The sequence below is a fragment of the Myroides sp. JBRI-B21084 genome, assembly GCF_030545015.1.
In the GTDB taxonomy this organism is placed as follows: Bacteria; Bacteroidota; Bacteroidia; order Flavobacteriales; family Flavobacteriaceae; genus Flavobacterium.
Map to the genome: position 1 here is coordinate 458,955 of NZ_CP120653.1, position 21,747 is coordinate 480,701.

Consider the following 21,747-nt stretch of genomic DNA (forward strand, 5'->3'; position numbering starts at 1 on the left):
TTTTTGTTTTAAAACGAATAACCCAGTTTTACACCGTATTTAAAAACAAAATTATCAAAATTGCGGTTGTCTATACCGCCTTTTCCTTTAACTTCCCATTTCCAATTAAAACCAACCGATGGATCTAAACTTAAGTTTTTAGAAAGCTGAATTTTGTAACCAATGTTTGGGTTAAAAATACTCCAGAAAGTGTATTTTCCTTCAAAGTTTTCACCATTAATTTGTTCGTTAAATTTAATTTGGCCGTGTGTAATAAAGTTTTCACCGTAAAAACCTTCGCGAAGACTCTTTTTAAAATAGGTACGGCTACCTAATTCAATAACAAAACCTTGTCCAGTACTCTTTAAATTTTCGTTGTTGTATTCTAATTGTCCGTAACTTACATTAAACATTCGTGAAGTTAAACGGTTGTCTGGATCAGTATCTTTTGTAAATTCTAAACTAACACCATATTGTGTAGGTTCAGAAAAATTGTAGTTTGCAGACACCGTAACAACATCTTTTTGTTTTTCTTGGGCGAAGGCGCCTATTGAAAGTAGGGTTAAAAGGTAAACTAAATTTTTCATACTATTTTGTTGTTTTAAGATTTGGTAAGTATAAACCAAATTATATGCCAAAATTTTGTTAAGAAAATATTTAAGGAACAACAAGCTATAAAAAAAACCGCCTTTGAGCGGTTTTAATCGATTATTCTTTTATAACAATTTGCATGGTTTCATGATTGGTTTGTTGTAAAAGTACATTTTTGTTTGCAATAACTTTATTAGCCGCTTCGGGTGTAAAGTGACGAATAGTGTATAACGAAACATTTTCGTTGTACGTTATTTTAAAGTTGTTGTCTAAATCTTCTAAAATATGTTCAAAATTGCCAAATTTATCTTCAACACAAACTGTAAAACTAATGGCAGCGTTTTGTATAACGTTTACTTTAATGTGTTGTTCGGCAAACAATTTAAAAATATCACTTACTTGATGTTCCATAATAAACGAAAAATCTTTTGATGAAATAGAAATCAATAATTGATTTTTCTTTACAATAAAACATGCAGTTTCGGGTTCTAAATTAGCGCCTTTAGATACCGATGTTCCTGGTAATGTAGGGTTTACAAACGATTTTACATATAAAGGGATTTCTTTGCGTTGTAGTGGTTGTAAGGTTTTTGGGTGAATAACCGATGCGCCGTAAAAAGCCAATTCAATAGCCTCGTGATATGAAATTTGGTTTAATAAAACGGTATCTTCAAAATAACGTGGATCGGCATTTAAAACACCTGGTACATCTTTCCAAATAGTTACACTTTCAGCGTTTAAACAATATGCAAAAATTGCTGCAGAATAATCAGAACCTTCACGACCTAAAGTTACCGAAAAATGATTGGGATCCGATCCTATAAATCCTTGTGTAATGTATAGTTTTTTACCTTGTAATTGGTTGGCAATATTTTGTTCAGTGGCTTTCCAGTCAACCATACCATCGCGATAAGTAGTATCGGTTTTAATTAAATTTCTAGCATCAATCCAAACATTTTCAATGTTTTGGTCGTTAAAAAAGTAACTTAGGATAGTGGTTGAAAGAATTTCACCGTACGATACAATTTGGTCGTACACAAAATTATAATTAGGTGATTTATTGGTAGCTAGGAAAAATTCCATTTCGCCAAATAAAACATTTACCTTATCAAAAACCAAATGGTTTTTATTTGTAAACAATTCATTTAAAATATCGGCATGATAATCTTTAACAATTTGAATAGTTTGCTTCAGTTCTTCGGGTTTCTTAAAATAGGCATTAATAACATCTTCTAAGGCGTTGGTTGTTTTGCCCATTGCCGATGCTATAATTAAACTGTTGTTAAAACCAACTGTTTGTAAAACGTGTAATACGTTGCGAATTGCTTGCGGATCTTTAATAGATGCACCCCCAAATTTGAATACTTTCATTTTGCTTTAATAATAAATTAGGTTCATTAAAATTTGAATTGTTTTGTTGGGCGCAAAATTAACGAACCATTTTCAATGCACAATATCAATTATGTAAAAAACTTAAAAGTAATGGGTTTATATTTACATTTTGCCGATATTTGTATCACTTTTACAATTAATAATGGAAGAAAGATACATTACTTTAGGAGAATTTATTATAAAAAAACAAGCCGATTTTGCTTATTCTTCGGGCGAATTATCGCGCTTGATGAACTCGATACGTTTAGCATCAAAAATTGTAGCACAAAAAGTGAATCAAGCCGGTTTGGTTGATATTACGGGGGCTTTTGGTAGCGAGAACATTCAGGGTGAACAACAACAAAAGTTAGATGTTTTTGCAAACGATGTGTTTATACAAACATTAACAAATCGGGAAATTGTTTGTGGAATAGCATCTGAAGAAAACGACGATTTTATTACTATTTGTGGCGCCGATGGAAACAATAACAATAAATACGTGTTGTTAATGGATCCACTTGATGGCTCTTCTAATATTGATGTAAATGTTTCTGTTGGTACCATTTTTTCAGTATATCGCCGTGTTTCAGAAGTTGGTTCGCCAGTTACACAAGAAGATTTTCTTCAAAAAGGAATACATCAAGTAGCTGCTGGTTACGTAATTTACGGTTCTTCTACCATGTTAGTATACACAACCGGAAATGGTGTAAATGGTTTTACGTTAGATCCTGCTTTAGGAACATTCTTTTTATCGCATCCAACTATGCAAATTAGTGAAGACGGAGCGATTTATTCGGTGAACGAAGGTAATTTTAATCAGTTTGAACAAGGTGTGAAAGATTATATTGCTTATTGTAAAAACGATACCGATAAAAAACCGTATAGCGCGCGTTATATTGGTAGTTTAGTTGCCGATGTGCACCGCAATATTTTAAAAGGTGGTATTTATATGTATCCAGGTACTGTGTCTAAACCAAATGGTAAATTGCGTTTGTTGTATGAATGCAACCCATTTGCAATGATTATTGAACAAGCTGGTGGTAAAGCTACCGACGGAAATCAACGTATTTTAGAAATTGAACCTACCGAATTGCATCAACGTGTGCCTATTTTTTGTGGAAGCAAAAGTATGGTTGATAAATTAGAAAGTTATTTAAGATAAAAAAAAGCGAGTGTTAACTCGCTTTTTTGTTTTGTTCTTTAATATAAACGTCCATTTCGCGTTTAAAATCCTCTAAATTATATTCCATTACCAGTAAACTTAACGCTTTATCTGTAATGGCAGGAATATTTCCTGCAAAACCTAAAGCCGACGTAAACTTGCGTAAAGTTGCCTTTTGTTCAGGACCTAAAATATAGTTTATAAAAACCATACGTGCTAAATCGTACAAACGTTCAATACGTTGTTCTTGTAAGTATGGTGGGTTTACAGGGTACCCATTTGGGTTTTTTAAAATAGCTTTGTAATCTTCTTCGCTTATATCTAGTTTGTTAGCGAGCGCGTCAATAAAATCACGTTCGGTTTGTGTGTATGCGCCATCGTTAAATGCTACGCGTACAATTGAAGCAAAATGCCCTTTATTTCGCTCTTTAAATCCACTGTCATATATATCTTGGTACAACATAATTTTTAATTTTAAATTATGTATTAAATTTAACAATAAAATAATAATATCCAATTTTTTTCTTCACTTTTACAATAATTTTAATATAAGTTAATCTTCAAAAAAAATATTTTATTATACCAAATTTATCTTCAATTTTTAGTTTTTAGAATTGTTTTTTTTATGTAATTTTGCACAACCAAATTTGTTTAAAAAACCAATATTTATTTCCTTTTTTTCAGTACTATGGAAAACCAATCAAAGCTGAATAAGTACGATAAAGCCTACTTAAAAATTGCAAAAGAGTGGGGGCAGTTGTCTTATTGCAAGCGTAAAAAAGTGGGTGCCATTATCGTAAAAGATAAAATGATTATATCTGACGGGTATAACGGAACACCATCGGGTTTTGAAAACTGCTGCGAAAACGATGAAGGAATTACCAAATGGTACGTGTTGCATGCCGAAGCTAACGCTATTTTAAAAGTTGCAAAATCTACGCAATCATGTAATAATGCTACCCTTTACATAACTATGAGTCCTTGTAAAGATTGTAGTAAATTAATACATCAAGCCGGTATTGTTCGTGTTGTTTACCAAAATAGCTATAAAGATTTATCGGGTGTTGATTTTTTAAAAAGAGCTGGAGTTGAAGTGATACAGATTGATGATTTAAGCTCTTTATTATATGAGTAAGAAAAATTATTTATGGCCCTTACTTACGATGGGGTCGTTAGCAGCAGGTATTATACTTGGTGGATTTTTCACTAAAAATGGTGTGCCTTTTACTGTAAAAGAAGATAAAGGTAGAGTAAAACTAAACAAATTAATCGATTTAATTGAACAAGAGTATGTAGATAATGTGAATACTGATTCTATTATCGATATGACTGTGAATAACATTCTGGCTCAATTAGACCCCCATTCTACTTATATTACAAAATCAGAATTTGACGAGGTTCAAAACGTAATGAAAGGTTCGTTTGTAGGTATAGGTATTAATTACTACGTTTTAAATGATACTTTGGCTGTTGTAAAACCATTGCCTGGTGGGCCTTCTGATAAAGCTGGTTTAAAAGCTGGCGATAGAATTTTATATGCAGAAAAAGTTCAACTATTTAATCAAGGATTATCAAACGATTCGATTGTAAACTTGTTAAAAGGAAATGCTGGTTCTAAAGCACTTCTTAAAGTGTATAGAAAATCTAACAATAAAATTTTTGACGTAGTGGTTTCTCGCGGCGAAGTGCCATTGAAAAGTGTTGATGCTACCATAAAAATTGATAACCAAACTGGTTATATAAAAATCAATCGTTTTGCCGAAACTACTTATGCTGAGTTTAAAACTGGTTTACAAGGTTTGTTAAACCAAGGTATTAATGAATTAGTGTTAGATTTGCGGGAAAATGGCGGTGGATATATGGAACCTGCCATACAAATTGCCGATGACTTTTTAGGGGGTAATGAAATTATCGTTAAAACCGTTAATAAAAAAGGCAATGTTAAGATTACTAAAGCATCTAATAAAGGTTTATTTACCGATAAAAAATTATATGTTTTAATTAATGAAAATTCTGCATCGGCCAGCGAAATTATTGCGGGTGCTGTTCAGGATAACGATCGCGGTGTTATTGTAGGCCGTCGTTCTTACGGAAAAGGACTTGTTCAGCGTGAAATGTATTTGGGCGATGGGTCTGCAGTGCGTTTAACAACGGCGCGTTATTATACTCCTTCCGGAAGATCAATTCAAAAGCCATATAGCGATGGTGTAGATCAGTATAACAGCGATTTAAATAATAGATTTAAATCAGGTGAATTGTATTCTAAAGATAGTATTCATTTAGCCGATAGTTTACAATTTAAAACTTTAAAAGGACGTGTTGTTTTTGGCGGTGGTGGAATTGTGCCTGATGTTTTTGTACCTTTAAAAAATAAACATGGCGAAGATGCTATTCAATTGTTAATGAAAACATCGTTAGTTAGCTATTATGTTTTTGAGCAAATTGAAAAGGAACGACCTGTATTGCAAAAATTACCTTCAAAGCAGTTGGCAGAGCGTATTTATAAAAATCCAAAGTATTTTAACGATTTAAAAGCGCATTTAAAAGCTAGTGGATTAACTTTTAATTTAGATCGACATAAGAATAATATCATGTTTTATTTAGTTGCCGAATACGTTCATCAATTGTACGATGATAATGCGTATTACCACTGGATATTACAACAAGATCCTATGATACAAAAAATAAACACCAATTAAGGTGTTTTTTTTATTTATTACTTTTTGTATGCATCAAGTATAATTGCGTTTAAAACGCTTAGATTTATGTCGTTCACGCTTTTAAATTTTATACAATAGCCTGTAATTTTTGCTTTACCTAATGTTGTACTGTATTTATCTGCTAAATACGTTTTGCTTTCTGTACCAAAAACATATACGGATATACCACCTGTATTTGCACTTAAACCAATTTTGTAAAATGGTTTTGTGGTATTGTCCGTGTATTTTATTTGGTGAATACCGTAGCCAATATTTGGGTTTGCAATTACTTTTCCATTAGTGTTTTTACCATCAAAAAACCATAATTTACAGTTTGGTAACCAATTTAAAAAAGTATTATGCAAAGTCAGTATGTCAGCAGCTTTAGTTGTGGATAAACTGTTTATATATCGATTTATTTGATTTGAAACATCCATTTTTCGTAAATTAAAAAACCAACTCAATTGAGTTGGTTTTTATATTAATTTGCTAAGATATTAATTTTGTTATCTTTTAATTCTAGCGTTCCCGATTTAATAGGCAAATAGTATGTGTTATTGTCTATCTTTTCAAATCGGTCTTCAAATCGGTCTTCAAATTGTAAATTAGTTCCCGCAATTTTAATTCTTCCTTCAATTAATAAAGAAACAATAGGCGCGTGGTTATTTAGCATTTGAAACTCACCGTTGATACCAGGTACCGATACTGCGGTAACTTCACCTTTAAAAAGGGTAGCTTCTGGCGAAACAATTTCTAAAATCATATTTTTTAGTTTTTAGTTTTTAGTTTTAGCTTTTAGTGGCTTGCACTATAACTTCACTAAAAAAAATTATTATGATTCAGCTAACATTTTTTGTCCAGCTTCAATTGCATCCTCAATTGAACCTTTTAAGTTAAAAGCAGCTTCTGGTAAATGGTCTAATTCACCATCGATAATCATGTTGAAACCTTTAATTGTTTCTTTAATGTCAACCAATACCCCAGGAATACCTGTGAACTGTTCAGCTACGTGGAAAGGTTGCGATAAGAAACGTTGTACACGACGTGCACGGTGAACTGCTAATTTATCAGCCTCAGATAATTCTTCCATACCTAAAATAGCAATGATATCTTGTAGTTCTTTATATTTTTGTAAGATTGCTTTAACGCGTTGTGCACAATCATAGTGTTCTTTACCTAAGATTTCAGGAGTTAAGATACGTGAAGTAGAATCTAATGGATCTACCGCAGGGTAAATACCTAACTCAGAAATTTTACGAGATAATACGGTTGTTGCATCTAAGTGGGCAAAAGTTGTAGCAGGTGCCGGATCCGTTAAGTCATCCGCTGGTACATAAACCGCTTGAACCGATGTAATAGAACCTGTTTTAGTTGATGTAATACGTTCTTGCATTGCACCCATTTCTGTAGCTAAAGTTGGTTGGTAACCTACTGCAGAAGGCATACGACCTAATAATGCAGATACCTCTGAACCAGCTTGTGTAAAACGGAAAATGTTATCAACGAAGAATAAAACGTCTTTACCTTGACCATCACCAGCTCCATCACGGAAATATTCAGCAATTGTTAAACCAGATAAAGCTACACGAGCACGTGCACCAGGTGGTTCATTCATTTGTCCAAATACGAAAGTTGCTTTAGAATCCATCATTCCAGTTTTATCAACTTTAGTTAAATCCCAACCTCCATTTTCCATAGAGTGCATGAAATCATCACCATATTTAATAATACCTGATTCTAACATCTCGCGTAATAAATCGTTTCCTTCACGAGTACGCTCTCCAACACCAGCAAATACAGATAAACCTCCGTGTCCTTTTGCAATGTTGTTGATTAACTCCTGAATTAATACGGTTTTACCTACACCAGCACCACCAAATAAACCAATTTTACCACCTTTTGCATAAGGTTCAATTAAATCGATTACTTTGATACCTGTAAATAAAACTTCAGATGATGTTGATAAATCTTCGAATTTTGGCGCAGGGCGGTGAATTGGTAAACCGTTTTCACCAGTTTTTGGTAACGCTTCTAAACCGTCGATAGGATCACCTACAACGTTGAATAAACGTCCGAAAACTTCTTTACCAATTGGCATTTGGATAGGTGAACCTAAGGCAATAACCTCAGTTCCACGGCTTAAACCATCTGTAGAATCCATAGATATGGTACGTACGGTATCCTCACCAATGTGCGATTGAACTTCTAAAACTAATTTTGATCCATCTGCTTTTATCACTTCTAATGAATCGTAAATTTTCGGTAATGCAGCAGAAGTAGTATCAAATACTACGTCAACTACTGGTCCGATAACTTGTGCAACTTTTCCTGTAACTTTAGACATTGCTTATGTATTTATTTAACAGCTAATTATCAATTGCGAAAAAACAACTTTTTTCGATGTGCAAAGATAGTTTTTTTTTGGAATAATTTATCAATCTAAAAACATATTTTTTTAAACAATAAAAAAGTGGGTTTGTTTGCACATACCCACTTTAATAATAACCAAAAAAAACACTTATGAAAAAACTTTAATTCTATTCTGGGGGAATAAAAACTAACGTTTATAATGTAAATATATAAAGTTTTTTTAAAAAAACAAATTTTTTTATTCTACCGTAACCGATTTGGCTAAATTTCGTGGTTGGTCTACGTTGGTGCCGCGTAAAACAGCTACGTGATACGATAGTAATTGTAATGGAATGGTTGCGATTATTGATGTTAAAGCCTCGGTTGAATTTGGCATTTCAATAACATGATCTGCTAAATTGCGAACTTGTTGGTCGCCTTTTGATACCAATGCAATGATTTTTCCACTACGCGCTTTAATTTCCTGAATGTTACTCACCACCTTATCGTAATGATTTTGCTGTGGCGCAATTACAATAACCGGCATGTTTTCATCAATTAAAGTAATTGGTCCGTGTTTCATTTCGGCAGCTGGATAACCTTCTGCGTGTATGTATGAAATTTCTTTTAATTTTAAAGCACCTTCTAAAGCAACCGGAAAATTAAATCCACGACCTAAGAATAAACAATTGGCAGCATCTTTATAAATATGTGCAATTTCTAAAATACGATCGTTTTCTTTTAAAGCTTCTTCAACTTTTTCAGGAATTAACTCTAATTCTATTAAATTTCTTAAATATTCTGGTTGTGATATAGTTCCTTTTGCCTTAGCTAAACGCAAAGCAATTAATGCCAAAACAGTAATTTGAGTTGTGAATGCTTTTGTAGATGCCACACCAATTTCTGGACCTGCGTGTGTATAAGCACCGGCATGTGTTTCACGTGAGATTGACGAACCTACTACGTTGCAAACACCAAATACAAATGCGCCTTTTTCTTTAGCTAATTTAATTGCAGCTAATGTATCGGCTGTTTCACCTGATTGTGATATGGCAATAACTACATCATCTTGGTTTATGATTGGGTTGCGGTATCTAAATTCCGAAGCGTATTCTACTTCGACAGGAATGCGTGCAAATTCTTCAATCATGTATTCTGCAACTTGTGCTGCATGCCATGATGTACCACAAGCTACAATTATGATGCGTTTTGCATTTGTGAATTTCACAAGATTGTCTTCAATTCCGGCCATTTTAATTAAGCCTTTATCGCTTAACAATCGTCCGCGGAAGGTGTCACGAATAACTTGTGGTTGTTCGTAAATTTCTTTCAACATAAAGTGATCGTAGCCGCCTTTTTCAATTTGTTCTAAGTTTAATTGTAACTCTTGAACATACGGACTTACTTCGCTATCTGAAGTTATTTTACGAATTTTAATTGGTTTGTGTAAACGAATAATTGCCATTTCTTCATCTTCTAAATAAATAGCATTATTTGTGTATTCTATAAAAGGCGATGCATCTGAAGCAACAAAATATTCGCCTTCGCCAATACCAATTGCAAGCGGACTGCCTAAACGTGCTGCTACAATTTCGTTTGGTTTTTTAATATCCATTACGCAGATAGCATATGCACCTACCACTTGGTTTAAAGCTACTTGAACAGCTTTTCCTAATTTTAAACCCTTATTTTTTTGAATATCTTCTATAAGATTTACCAATACTTCGGTATCGGTATCAGATTTAAAAGTATATCCACGGTTTATTAATTCTTGCTTTAAAGGTTCGTAATTTTCAATGATTCCATTGTGTATTATTACTAATTCGCCCGAATTTGAAAAATGGGGGTGTGAATTTACATCGTTTGGAACACCATGAGTAGCCCAACGTGTGTGGCCAATACCCATGCTTCCTTTTAATGTATTTTCAGCTTCGGCTTTTTGTTCTAAATCAGAAACTTTGCCTTTGGTTTTGCTTGAAATGAATTTTTCGCCGTTGAATAATGCAATTCCAGCACTATCGTACCCACGGTATTCTAAGCGTTTTAAACCTTTTATTATAATTGGATAAGCATCTTTAGTGCCTATATAACCTACAATTCCACACATAGTTAATTTTCTTTAGTGTAATAAATTTCCAATTTCATTTTTAAGTCGCTATTGGTGCTGTTAGGTCCGTGGATAATGGTACCAAACGGATTCATTATAGCGGTTAAGGGTGTTTTTTTTGTTGTTGCTTTAAGTGGATTCATTGCAGTTAAATTAATGTCATTTGCAACAACTAAACCTAAAGGCACGTTTGTAGAATCTTTTGTAATTAAATTATTAATGTGATCGGTTAAACGGAATTGGTATTTGTGTACCGATTTGTTTGTTTTGTTTAAAAAACCACCAAATATAGGTTTGCCAGTTGTAGAAGCATCGCTTAAATAATCGGCAATTACTTTGTTGTTTTTATAATCGTATAAATACAATTGTTTAGGTGTTCCAATGGTGTCTAAGCCCATTGCTGTATGATCAACGTATAATGTTAACAACGCTTGATTTACTAACCATTTTTTGTTAATTATGTTTTCTAATTCATCGGCTTTACCACTGTTATCGCTGTCGTTTCCAAAAAGCGAAAGCGTTGCATAAGTGCTTTTTGCGCCACCTTTTAACCAAATATTACCTACCGAATTGTTGTCGAAATCAAAATTACTTTCTAGTAAATTTACGGTTGTTGCGGTAGCCATAGCCGATTGCGTGTCGTTATAACCAATGTTAAATTCATAGGTTTTACGTTCGCGTTTTGGTTGGTTGGTATTACTGTCTATAGCGCCGTCTTGTTTGTAAACAAAAACCAATTTACCATTGCTAAGGTTTAATTGGGCCAAAGCATTTTGGTTAAAAGTATCTTCAACTTCAAAATACAACCCACGGAAATACTCTTTTAAAAGACCGTTGTTTAACAATGATTTGTGTTTGTTGTTTGCAAAGAATTTTTGCTGAAAATAGTTTTTGTCTAAATCAAGCCAAATACCAGGTGCTTTACGTTCTTTTACTTTTGGTTTGCCGTTTTCTTGTTGTAACGTACCATCGGCATTGTAAGCGTATAATTTTATTTCGTTTTTATTAAAAGTAAATTCGGTGTTTTGCGATGTGCTAGTAGCGTTGTTTAAGCGGTTGGTACCGTTTAATCCTTTTTTGTTTTGATCGAATAAATTTTTATCATTTTCATAATAAAACTGTGTATCAAAGTTATTGTTAGGATCGGTGGTTCTTAAAAAGTAACCGTTTTCATATACGTTAAGAGTAAATTTTCCGTTTCCGTAAAGGTTTGATACATTATAAGAGCGATTTCCTTCAGAATCGGTAGCGCTAACTGTGCTTGTAAAGGGTATGTAAACGTAAACCGAATCTAACACAGGGTTGTTGCCAAATGATGTTAAATCGGTATTGTTTTTCATTTCAATTTGCGTTACAAAATGAGCTTTAGTTTTGCCAAAAGCGCTGTGTGTGTAAACGCCTAAACTGTTTACTGGTAAGTTACGCGTGTTGGCAACACCGGTTTCATTGTTTGTAGTTGAAATGTTTTGAACAAGGTATTTTTCAAAACCAAATTGGTCGCCGTCTATTACTTCGGCACCCATTTCGGTAAAGTCTTGCTCGCACGAGATTGCTGTAAAAGTTAGTGTAGAAAACACTAAAAATTGCGCTATCGATTTTATTTTCATAAATTGTATTAATTAAACCTTTTGTAGATAGAATTCTGGATAAAAATCCTTCATTTTTTCTTTTGCGTTGAAAGGTAAGAAAGGTTTATTTGAACTTTGTATATAATTTGTTAAATCTTCGGTAATGTTTTCAGAAGAAATCACAATGCCGTCTGAATGGTCAATGGCATTTTTCATTATATTTTCGTAAGTAGCATCTTTAAGTGCATCGATATCGTTTTGGTCAAATTCATCAAAAGCTACTTTTTCAAACATGTTTTTAGATAAAATACCATTAAAACCCGACGCAAATATTGAAGTGATGATTTTAGTATCAGCAAAAATATTTTCGTTGTTATAGTATTTTTTCATGTAAAGGGGTAATAACGAAGCCATCCAACCTTGTACGTGGATTACATCGGGTACCCAATTTAATTTTTTAATAGTTTCAACCACACCTTTTACAAAGAAAATAGCACGTTCGTCGTTATCTTCATACAGTAAATCAGCTTCATCGCCAAATGTTCCTTTTCGCTTAAAGTAGTCGTCGTTATCTATAAAATAAACTTGAATGCGTTCTTTTGGTATCGAAGCAACTTTAATAATTAAAGGCATATCCATGTCATTAATCACCAAATTCATTCCCGAAAGCCTAATCACTTCATGTAATTGATGTCTTCTTTCATTGATGCTACCGTATCTTGGCATAAAAATACGGATTTGCCCGCCTAAGTCATTAATCATTTTTGGAGTGTCGAATGAAGCTTGTGAAACTTCATTTTCAGGTAAATAAGGCACTACTTCAGATGATACATATAATATCCTCTTATCTTTCATTCTTCTTTAATTAAATTTAAAATGCTTTTTAAAAAGCAAAATTACAAAAAAATGTGTTACGATGTTAAGTAATGTACTAATTTTGCAAGCACTTAATTTTTTTAACCATGATGGTATTTTATACACAAAGCCAGTTAAAACAGTACTTACAGCCGTTAAAAGCTGCTAAGAAAAGTATTGGTTTTGTACCCACAATGGGCGCTTTACATAACGGACATTTGTCGTTATTACACCAAGCATTAGCCGAAAACGATGTAGCGGTGTTAAGTATTTTTGTAAATCCTACACAATTTAATAATGCCGAAGATTTAGAAAAATATCCGCGTACTTTAAATCGAGATGTTGATCTTGTAAAAGAATTATCGGAACAAATTGTGGTTTACGCTCCTAGTGTTGACGATATTTATGAAGGAAATACTGTTGCTACTAATTTTGACTATGACGGCCTTGATAACGAAATGGAAGGAGCTAACCGCCCTGGGCATTTTAACGGCGTAGGTACCATTGTTAAGAAGTTATTTGAAATTGTGCAGCCTAACCGTGCTTATTTTGGAGAAAAGGATTTTCAGCAATTACAAATTATTCGAAAAATGGTTGCTAAAAGCAATATGGATATTGTTATTGTTGGTTGCCCTATTTTTCGCGAAGCAAGTGGGTTGGCTATGAGTTCGCGCAATGAACGTTTATCAACAAAAGGCAAAGAACAAGCTGCTTTAATTTATAAAACACTTACCCAAGCACAAACTGTTTTTAATGATAAAGATGTTAAAGATGCCGAAGCTTTTGTTAAAAAAACCTTTGAGAGTCAACCTGATTTTACACTGGAATATTTTATAATTGCCGAAGTAGAATCGTTAAAAACAATTGCTTTTAAAAAGCCAAACACCAAATACCGCGCTTTTATTGTGGTTCATTTAGAAGGCGTAAGGTTAATTGATACTATTGAATTAAATTAAAAATGTATAACTTTGCACCATGCAAATAGAAGTTTTAAAATCTAAAATCCACCGTGTTAAAGTAACAGGTGCCGATTTGAATTATATTGGCAGCATTACAATTGATATTGCTTTAATGGAAGCCGCTAATATTATTGAGGGTGAAAAAGTGGCCATTGTAAACATAAACAACGGCGAACGTTTTGAAACCTATGCAATTCCTGGGCCGCGCAACAGTGGTGAAATTACCTTAAATGGTCCTGCTGCACGCCGCGTACAGAAAGACGACATTATTATTGTAATTGCTTACGCCTTAATGCCTTTTGAAGATGCTAAAACGTTTAAACCATGGGTTATTTTTCCAAACGAAGAAAATAATTCTTTAAAATAACGTTTGAAATCGTTAAAAAAAATACTTAATATAATACTCCCACTTTTGTTGGGAGTTTTTTTGGTTGTTTACGCATATAAACAATTTACCCCAGCACAAATCACCGAAATGAAAAGTTATTTTGCATCGGCAAATTACTATTACGTTTTTCTTTCGTTGATTTTTATGAAAATTAGTCACGCTTCACGCGCATATCGTTGGAAATACAGTTTGCAATATTTAGGCTATCAATCGGGGTTTTGGAATAATTTTATGGCTATTTCGGTAGGATATTTGCTAAATCTAACCATTCCTCGTTCGGGCGAATTATCACGTGCAGCTGTACTTCAAAAATACAACAACATTCCTTTTGATAAAGGTTTTGGTACCATAATTGCCGAGCGTATTATTGATTTGGTTTGCCTGTTGCTTTTTGTAACCATTACTTTAGTGCTGCAATACAAACAGCTTATTCAGTTTTTTTCTGAACAAATTCCACTGAAACAATTAGTTGTTTTTTTAGGCGTTGCTGCAATTGCAGGTGTTGTAGGTTTGTATTTATTGTACACATCAACTTTGCGTTTTTTTGTTTTTATTCGAAATAAAATTGCCGGATTGGTAGAAGGTGTTTTAAGTATATTTAAAATGCCAAACCGCGTGCCTTTTCTTTTACATACCGTACTTATTTGGGTGGGTTTTGTACTTACTTTTTACTTTGGCACTAAAGCTTTGCCAGCAACAAGTACCCTAACGCTTGGCGTAACCATGGTTGCTTTTGTGGTAGGTAGTTTAACCATAAGTTTTACAAATGGCGGTTTTGGCGCTTTTCCTTTATTAATTGCTAAAATTTTAGGACTTTACGGAGTTTCATTAACTGCAGGTACAGCTTTTGGGTGGATTTTATGGACCACACAAACCGTTTTGGTTATTGTTTTAGGCGGTTTGTCGTTTTTATTATTACCCATTGTGAATAAAGAAAAATAATTGTAAAAATCTAACAATCAGTTAAATTTGAACAGATTAATTTATTTTTTGTAAATTTGACTTAAAGATTTTAATCATGGATATTCAAGCAACTAAACTGGCTTTACTTAAAATTATTTTAGAAAATAATAATGAAGCGTTTTTGCAAAAACTTGCCGATTTTATAGCGCATCAAAAAAGTGATTTTTGGGACGAATTAACTGAAAAGGAACAACAAGAAATTACAAATGGAATAGCCGAGCTAAATTCTGGAAATATGGTTTCGCTTGATAGTTTTTTGAAGAAAATTTCATAATAATGAACGTTTTTTTATCAAAATCTGCTGAAGAAACACTTTTAAAACTTACAACGTATTTGCTTGAAAACTGGGGGTTAAAAGCAAAAAACGATTTTATAAATAAACTAACTAGCAAAATAAACCAAATAGCACAACAGCCACAAAGTTGCCCACAATCAACATCTTTTGAAAATCTTTTTAAATGCGTAGTTACCAAACAAACTACTTTGTATTACAGAATTAACCATAGCTTAAACCAAATTTAAATCATTGCTGTTTTTGATACACGTCAAAATCCTAATAAATTACGTGTTTAAGTAGTAGTAAAAATAAATTTAAGCTAACCTATTTCTTAATTCTTTAATAATTAAATCTTTTTCCTTAATACGCTCTTCGTATTGTTGTATTAATTTTTCGGATAGTTGATTAATTTGTATATAACCACCACCGCCTTGTTGGTGGTTGTTAATTACAATATTTTCGCTACTTACTAATTCTTCTGGAGTAATTTCATACGTTTCGCAAATTTTTAAAATATGGCTTGCCCACGAATGGCTTTCGCCACTTTCTATACGTGCGTAAGCCGATTGCGATATGTGCAATTTATCGGCTACTTGTTCTTGCGAAAAACCGCGTTCTTTACGCAGGGCTTGTAATTTTTTGCCAATTATAGTATTCATATTTTTTGGTATATTTATTGTATTTGTTACAAATGTAAAAAAACAATTATGCAAAATTAGGGCAATAATAATCTTTTTTTTGCATAAGGCTGTAATTGGGTATGCATTATTTTTGATTTTGTTAACCATTTATAAATAAGTTAATTAACTTATTTATAAATATTTAAATTAAAAATATGAAAAAAATGTTGATGCTTTTATTTAGCTGTTCGCTGCTAATTATAAGTTGTAGGCACGATGATGTGTATGAAAATAGCGAAAACACAAACCAGCATGCAGATGCTTTAAAAGGGAAAAGCTTTGTTTTAAATCAAACAGAGTTAGAAGCAAAATACGCAGGTAACAAAAGCCTGAATACTATTTTGCAGAAAGAATTTAAAACAGAAGGTTTAATTAAAGCCAATTCTGTAGAAGGTGAAAATGGGGTGTATATAGATTTAGATCACATACAAGTGTACGAATCGGCACAAATGCACGCAATTACATACTATGTTGAAATTGGTGAACAAACCGAAACCGATGAACCGCAAGAAATGTACAATTTAATGTATTTTTCTAAAGATTATGTTAACTACCATGTAATTTTACTTAGATATGATTTTAGCCAAATTCCGTTTCAGCAGTTTATTACACAACCAGAACTAACACTAAATGTGTTGGGTTTTGTGCCTTTAAACGATATTGAAAATATTTATGAAAATATTAACTACAGTATATCACATGGTGTAAACTCAACTTCTTCGGTTAAAACTAATGGTAATTCTTCAGCTACTTTTTATCAATTTGCTGATTGTGTTGTTGTTACCGTTAATCCACCTCAACCTTGTCAGGTTTGTGGGTTATATAAAGGTGAAGTTAAAGATGGTAAGAAATGTGTAAATGACAATCCCGCTACTATGCCTAAAAGTGGCTCAGTTATTTATGATTTTACTGATTGCGGAAATTCAAATGGTGGCGGTACTGGCGGTGGCGGCAATCCCGGTTCAGGTGTCGGTGGCACAGTTGGTGCTCCTGGTACAGGTTGGACTCCTGGTACTAATCCTTCCTCGCCAATTTGGAGTAACCCTATTAAAAATCCAGGCAGAGTAATTGAAATTGGTGAATTAATAAGTGATTTTAACATTGGGGTAAATAATAAAAATCTTGAAGTGTTAAATGATATAGTAACACATAATTTACCTACATTGCAAGATTTGTACAGTAAAGCTAGTGACGTACGCGAACATGGTAATGCTTTTATTAAGGTAAAAAAGAATGGTAAATACGTAGCGTTAGCAAACCAAACACCATTACCTTTAAATAATGGCTCAAATTGGCAATTAGATATTGAATCAGCGGTAAAAAATAAGTTTAACACAGGTATTTTGCATACCCATACCAATAAAAACACAACAATATATGAATATAACCAACCAACAAAAGCAGATCCAATGTTTTCGCATACCGATTTGCGGGCATTATTTTTATTAAGTGCAGATAATGCAACAAATAAAAAAGAACTTCCTGACTTATTTGTTGGTTTAATGACCAGTGAAAGTTTGTATGTGGTTATGTTTCCTAACGATGCTACTAAAGATAATTTTAATAGCAAATATGGCACGCCTTTTTTTACATGGAAAACAAATGATAAAATGTGGAAAGATTTAGGAAAAGAATTAAGAAAAGAATACAGTAAAATTAATCCATCAACCGCTACCGATGCATTAAAAGCTAAAATGTACGAAAAAGCATTGTTGAGAGTTCTGAAAGATAATAACTTACCTTTAAACTTTTACCGTTTAGATGCCAACAACGGGCAATTTAACGGCAGTTGGAAATTGTTAGGGTTAGATGCAAATGGAAATGTAACAGAAAATCAAGGATATTAAAAATAGAGAAATCATGAAAAAATATATATTAATACTGTGCAGTTTATTTACCTTAAGCAGCTTTGCACAATTTACAACTGTAGATATGTTTAATACACCAGGAGATATGGGGTTTAGTGAAAACGGATATTATTATAAAGATGTAACAGGGTACTTTAACCAGTTTATAGGTACCTGGCAATACCAGAATGGCACCACTACCTATATTTTGAAGCTTGAAAAACGTACTTTTACAGAGAATGTAACACACCTAAATAAAACGTATCAATATGATGAATTAATTGGTGCTTTAAGGGTTATTAAAAATGGAGTGATATTGTACAACGATTGGAACACATTAAACCAAAATTATCCTAATGCAGTTGATTATAACATTTTCTCAATAGTAAGAGCAGAAAATTTTAATGATTGTTATATGTGTACCTACCCAAATCAGCGTTTATACTTATCATACTCTGAACCAAATAACGATAATTATGCTTATGCTAATTTAGGAATGTTGATGCATACTTATATAGATAATGGTGTAACAAAACTGCGTTTAAATTTCCGTTCAGATCAAATAAACCCTAGTGCATTTGTAAAAACCAGTGATATGGAATCTATGCCTAATAAAACAACATTATTTATGGATTTTGGTACATTTGATTTTGTTAAAATACCTTAATTAAAAGCTCCATTTTTGGAGCTTTTTGCTTATTTCATTAAACAAAAACGCCAACTAACGTCGTTGTAAAAAACAAATAATTTGTAACTTCGTTTTTTTAATAAGCTATTGCTTTGGTGTTTGCTAAAAGCTAATAGCTAAAAGCTAAAAGCTATAATGGCAAAAGTAAAAACCGCATTTTTCTGTTCGTCTTGTGGTACGCAATATCCTAAATGGATGGGGCAATGCACCGCTTGTAAACAATGGAACACTATTGTTGAAGAAGTAATTCAAAAAGAAGAAAAAGTAGCGTGGCAAACCAAATCATCGGCAGGTACAAAACGTGCTGCAAAGCCTTTGTTAATTAACGAAATTGACAGCGCACAAGAGATTCGTTTAAATACGTTAGATTACGAATTAAACCGAGTTTTAGGCGGCGGCATTGTTCCTGGTTCCATGATTCTTTTAGGTGGCGAACCTGGTATTGGTAAAAGTACGTTGCTATTGCAATTGTCGTTAAAATTGCCATACAAAGTGCTGTATGTTTCGGGCGAGGAAAGCCAGAAACAAATAAAAATGCGTGCCGAACGCATTAATCCCAACAACAATTCGTGTTATATTTTAACCGAAACCAACACCCAACAAATTTTTAAACAGGTGGAAGAAATTGAACCCGATGTGTTAATTATCGATTCTATTCAAACTTTACATACCGATTATATCGAGGCTTCGGCAGGAAGCATCTCTCAAATAAAAGAAACTACGGCCGAGTTGATTAAGTTCGCTAAAGAAACCGCTACACCTGTTATTTTAATTGGTCATATCACAAAAGATGGCAACATTGCGGGTCCTAAAATTTTAGAACACATGGTGGATACCGTACTGCAGTTTGAAGGCGATCGCAACCATGTGTACCGTATTCTTCGTGCCTTAAAAAACCGTTTTGGGTCTACAGCCGAATTGGGAATTTACGAAATGTTAGGGGCGGGTTTACGTGAAGTTTCCAATCCGTCTGAAATTTTACTATCAAATAGAGAAGAAGAGTTATCGGGTACCGCAATTGCATCAACCATAGAAGGCATGCGTCCGTTGATGATTGAAATTCAAGCATTGGTAAGTACAGCAGTTTACGGAACACCCCAACGCAGCGCCACAGGTTACAACTTAAAACGCTTGAATATGCTTTTGGCAGTGTTAGAGAAGCGTGCCGGTTTCCGTTTGGGAATGAAAGATGTTTTTTTAAACATAACTGGCGGTATTACGGTTGATGATCCAGCTATTGATTTGGCGGTGGTTGCGGCTATTTTGTCTTCAAACGAAGACGATGCCATTTCAAAAGATATTTGTTTTGCGGGCGAAGTAGGTTTATCGGGAGAAATTCGTCCGGTAAATAGGGTAGACCAACGCATACAAGAAGCCGAAAAATTAGGTTTTGCTAAAATATTTGTATCTAAATACAATAAAATCACTTATTCATCAAATAATATCCAGGTTGTTTTGGTTTCTAAAATTGAAGAATTGGTGCGGGCGTTGTTTTAATTTGTTATAAATTTTAAAAAACGGCAGGATAATTGTTGCTATTGTGTTACATTTAAAACATAATAAACTTCTATATGAAAAACATTCTAATTCCTGCAGCAATTGTTTTTAGCATTACAGCAAACGCACAAAAACCTGTTTTTACACAAGCGCAAATACAATCGGCACGTGTGTACAATAATGCAGCTGAACTAAAACACAAGGCATCGGCACAAATTCCTTCGGGTACATCGGAAATTGTAATTACCAACGTAGCAAATTATTTAAACGAAAGTACGGTGCAAATAGGGGTGCCTAAAAACGTAACGGTAATGTCGGTTCAATTTACAAATGCGTATGTGGAAGAGTACGATAACAACCAAGATTCGCCTTTAATTAAACCCGTAAAAGACGAAATTGTTAAGAAAGAAGCCGACTTAAAAACCCTGCAAAACCAATTAACTGCCGAACGTAAAAGTGTTGAATTGCTTGATAAAAATCAATCAATGGGCAGCGCGCAAAATTTTTCGGTGGTTGAACTAACTAAACTTTTAGACTTTTACAAAACCAAACGCAACGAACTTTCAAATTCAATCAATAAATTAGAAAATCAAGAAAAAATACTTGTTGATGAAATTAAAATCCTAAAAGGCAAATTAACTTTTAAGGAAACCACTACCGAAAAAACCAGTCAAGGCAAGCTTGTTTTAAATGTAATGAGTACTACGGCAGGTACCATTCCTTTAGAAATATCGTACCTTACCAACCAAGCAACATGGCAGCCAAGCTATGAAATGCGAATTGATAAAATTAATGCACCTATACAAATGTTGTACAAAGCACAAGTGCAGCAAAATACAGGTGTTGATTGGAAAAACGTAAAGCTATCGTTAACAAGTGGGCCTGCTAACCAAAATACGTTTGCTCCCCAACTACAACCTTGGTTTTTAGATTATTATTATCCACGTGCGTATCAAAACGAAGCTGCGTTGGAAGAAGTTGTTGTAGATACTTATAGAACAACTAGTAAATCAGTAGAGAGTAGACCAAACGCAAGTCCAATACAAACTTTACAAGGACAAGTGCCTGGTTTAAATATAGCTTCAGGAAGTGGACAACCAGCAATGGGAACTTCAACAATGGATGATTTTACCCAAGTAAACGAAAATCAATTAAATATTACGTTTGATATTGATATACCGTACACCATTTTAAGCAACGGCAAGCAACACAGCGTGGCTTTAAAAGATACCCAATTACCTGCTACTTACAGTTATATTACTACTCCAAAATTAGATACCAACGCGTATTTAATTGCTAAAGTGAAAAACTATGGCGACTACAACATTTTACCTGGTGAAGCCAATGTGGTATTTGAAGATATGTATGTAGGGAAAACCTATGTAAACGCTAATGCAAACGAAGATGATTTGCGATTAAGTTTAGGTAAAGATCAAAACATATCGGTTACACGAACTTTGATAAACGATAAATCGGGTACTAAAACATTATCGTCGCGCAAGGTGCAAGATTTTGTGTACGAAATTTCAATCCGCAATAATAAAAAAGAAAATATGAGTATTGTAATTGAAGACCAAGTGCCTATTAGCAGCAATACCGATATTGAGATTACCCTTACCGATAAAGGCAATGCAGAACACAATGCCGAAAAAGGCAAATTAACTTGGGAAATAAATTTAAAACCTAACGAAACCAAAAAAATACGTTTTGCATATCAAGTAAAATCGGCAAAAGACAAAAATTTATTGCTGTAATTAATGCCTAAAT

The 21,747-nt window shown here is 33.4% G+C and carries 22 protein-coding genes; 12 read left to right on the forward strand and 10 right to left on the reverse strand.

Annotated features, from left to right (window positions below):
- Positions 1 to 8: 8 nt before the first annotated feature.
- Both P3875_RS02355 and P3875_RS02360 read right to left on the reverse strand, forming a co-directional pair.
- On the reverse strand, positions 9 to 566 hold the full coding sequence (locus tag P3875_RS02355) for a hypothetical protein (RefSeq protein WP_303444644.1): 558 nt from the start codon (positions 564 to 566) through the stop codon (positions 9 to 11).
- A gap of 121 nt (positions 567 to 687) precedes the next feature.
- On the reverse strand, positions 688 to 1,941 hold the full coding sequence (locus P3875_RS02360) for an aspartate kinase (protein ID WP_303444645.1): 1,254 nt from the start codon (positions 1,939 to 1,941) through the stop codon (positions 688 to 690).
- A 163-nt stretch (positions 1,942 to 2,104) separates the two neighbouring features.
- Here P3875_RS02360 and fbp point away from each other — a divergent pair, with 163 nt between their 5' ends.
- The gene (gene fbp, locus P3875_RS02365; RefSeq protein WP_303444646.1) at positions 2,105 to 3,103 is read left to right on the forward strand and encodes a class 1 fructose-bisphosphatase; all 999 of its coding nucleotides are present in this window, start codon (positions 2,105 to 2,107) and stop codon (positions 3,101 to 3,103) included.
- A 13-nt stretch (positions 3,104 to 3,116) separates the two neighbouring features.
- On the opposite strand, the gene P3875_RS02370 is transcribed toward fbp, so the two are convergent.
- Positions 3,117 to 3,620, reverse strand: a complete 504-nt coding sequence (locus P3875_RS02370) for a TerB family tellurite resistance protein (protein ID WP_442930322.1) — start codon at positions 3,618 to 3,620, stop codon at positions 3,117 to 3,119.
- A gap of 171 nt (positions 3,621 to 3,791) precedes the next feature.
- Here P3875_RS02370 and P3875_RS02375 point away from each other — a divergent pair, with 171 nt between their 5' ends.
- Together P3875_RS02375 and P3875_RS02380 are read left to right on the forward strand one after the other, a co-directional pair.
- A complete protein-coding gene (locus tag P3875_RS02375; RefSeq protein WP_303444647.1) occupies positions 3,792 to 4,238 on the forward strand; it encodes a deoxycytidylate deaminase in 447 nt (148 codons plus the stop codon).
- The gene (locus tag P3875_RS02380) at positions 4,231 to 5,802 is read left to right on the forward strand and encodes a S41 family peptidase (RefSeq protein WP_303444649.1); all 1,572 of its coding nucleotides are present in this window, start codon (positions 4,231 to 4,233) and stop codon (positions 5,800 to 5,802) included. The genes P3875_RS02375 and P3875_RS02380 overlap by 8 nt, the downstream gene beginning before the upstream one ends.
- A 17-nt stretch (positions 5,803 to 5,819) precedes the next feature.
- Here the strand turns inward: P3875_RS02380 and P3875_RS02385 are convergent, their stop codons facing one another.
- The 6 genes from P3875_RS02385 to P3875_RS02410 all read right to left on the reverse strand — a co-directional run bounded on the left by P3875_RS02385 (position 5,820) and on the right by P3875_RS02410 (position 12,681).
- The gene (locus tag P3875_RS02385; RefSeq protein WP_303444650.1) at positions 5,820 to 6,266 is read right to left on the reverse strand and encodes a DUF1801 domain-containing protein; all 447 of its coding nucleotides are present in this window, start codon (positions 6,264 to 6,266) and stop codon (positions 5,820 to 5,822) included.
- Between the two features lie 17 nt (positions 6,267 to 6,283).
- Positions 6,284 to 6,565 (reverse strand): FoF1 ATP synthase subunit delta/epsilon, encoded by a 282-nt coding sequence (locus P3875_RS02390; protein ID WP_303444651.1) that lies wholly within the window; start codon positions 6,563 to 6,565, stop codon positions 6,284 to 6,286.
- A gap of 69 nt (positions 6,566 to 6,634) precedes the next feature.
- Positions 6,635 to 8,146: a F0F1 ATP synthase subunit beta gene (gene atpD / locus P3875_RS02395; RefSeq protein ID WP_303444652.1), complete on the reverse strand. Its 1,512-nt coding sequence runs from the start codon at positions 8,144 to 8,146 to the stop codon at positions 6,635 to 6,637.
- Between the two features lie 264 nt (positions 8,147 to 8,410).
- The gene (gene glmS / locus P3875_RS02400) at positions 8,411 to 10,258 is read right to left on the reverse strand and encodes a glutamine--fructose-6-phosphate transaminase (isomerizing) (RefSeq protein WP_303444653.1); all 1,848 of its coding nucleotides are present in this window, start codon (positions 10,256 to 10,258) and stop codon (positions 8,411 to 8,413) included.
- Between the two features lie 2 nt (positions 10,259 to 10,260).
- Positions 10,261 to 11,865 (reverse strand): DUF4270 domain-containing protein, encoded by a 1,605-nt coding sequence (locus P3875_RS02405; RefSeq protein WP_303444654.1) that lies wholly within the window; start codon positions 11,863 to 11,865, stop codon positions 10,261 to 10,263.
- Positions 11,866 to 11,877: 12 nt separating this feature from the next.
- A complete protein-coding gene (locus P3875_RS02410) occupies positions 11,878 to 12,681 on the reverse strand; it encodes a glycogen/starch synthase (protein WP_303444655.1) in 804 nt (267 codons plus the stop codon).
- 107 nt (positions 12,682 to 12,788) lie between these two features.
- Between P3875_RS02410 and panC the strand changes: the two genes are divergently transcribed.
- From panC to P3875_RS02435, 5 genes are all read left to right on the forward strand, one after another.
- Positions 12,789 to 13,637, forward strand: coding sequence for a pantoate--beta-alanine ligase (gene panC / locus P3875_RS02415; RefSeq protein ID WP_303444656.1), 849 nt, complete (start codon positions 12,789 to 12,791; stop codon positions 13,635 to 13,637).
- Positions 13,638 to 13,656: 19 nt separating this feature from the next.
- On the forward strand, positions 13,657 to 14,007 hold the full coding sequence (panD, locus tag P3875_RS02420) for an aspartate 1-decarboxylase (RefSeq protein ID WP_303444657.1): 351 nt from the start codon (positions 13,657 to 13,659) through the stop codon (positions 14,005 to 14,007).
- A 60-nt stretch (positions 14,008 to 14,067) separates the two neighbouring features.
- A complete protein-coding gene (locus P3875_RS02425) occupies positions 14,068 to 14,970 on the forward strand; it encodes a lysylphosphatidylglycerol synthase transmembrane domain-containing protein (RefSeq protein ID WP_442930324.1) in 903 nt (300 codons plus the stop codon).
- A gap of 76 nt (positions 14,971 to 15,046) precedes the next feature.
- Positions 15,047 to 15,265, forward strand: coding sequence for a hypothetical protein (locus P3875_RS02430; protein ID WP_303444659.1), 219 nt, complete (start codon positions 15,047 to 15,049; stop codon positions 15,263 to 15,265).
- Between the two features lie 2 nt (positions 15,266 to 15,267).
- Entirely contained in the window at positions 15,268 to 15,513 is a 246-nt protein-coding gene (locus tag P3875_RS02435) for a type II toxin-antitoxin system RelE/ParE family toxin (protein WP_303444660.1), read from the forward strand.
- Positions 15,514 to 15,582: 69 nt separating this feature from the next.
- Here P3875_RS02435 and P3875_RS02440 read toward each other — a convergent pair whose 3' ends face one another.
- Positions 15,583 to 15,927, reverse strand: coding sequence for a helix-turn-helix domain-containing protein (locus P3875_RS02440; protein ID WP_303444661.1), 345 nt, complete (start codon positions 15,925 to 15,927; stop codon positions 15,583 to 15,585).
- A 176-nt stretch (positions 15,928 to 16,103) separates the two neighbouring features.
- Between P3875_RS02440 and P3875_RS02445 the strand changes: the two genes are divergently transcribed.
- From P3875_RS02445 to P3875_RS02460, 4 genes are all read left to right on the forward strand, one after another.
- On the forward strand, positions 16,104 to 17,795 hold the full coding sequence (locus P3875_RS02445; RefSeq protein ID WP_303444662.1) for a hypothetical protein: 1,692 nt from the start codon (positions 16,104 to 16,106) through the stop codon (positions 17,793 to 17,795).
- A 13-nt stretch (positions 17,796 to 17,808) separates the two neighbouring features.
- Positions 17,809 to 18,462: a DUF6705 family protein gene (locus P3875_RS02450; RefSeq protein WP_303444663.1), complete on the forward strand. Its 654-nt coding sequence runs from the start codon at positions 17,809 to 17,811 to the stop codon at positions 18,460 to 18,462.
- A 156-nt stretch (positions 18,463 to 18,618) separates the two neighbouring features.
- A complete protein-coding gene (gene radA, locus P3875_RS02455; protein ID WP_303444664.1) occupies positions 18,619 to 19,980 on the forward strand; it encodes a DNA repair protein RadA in 1,362 nt (453 codons plus the stop codon).
- Between the two features lie 74 nt (positions 19,981 to 20,054).
- Entirely contained in the window at positions 20,055 to 21,734 is a 1,680-nt protein-coding gene (locus P3875_RS02460) for a DUF4139 domain-containing protein (RefSeq protein WP_303444665.1), read from the forward strand.
- Positions 21,735 to 21,747 lie beyond the last annotated feature (13 nt).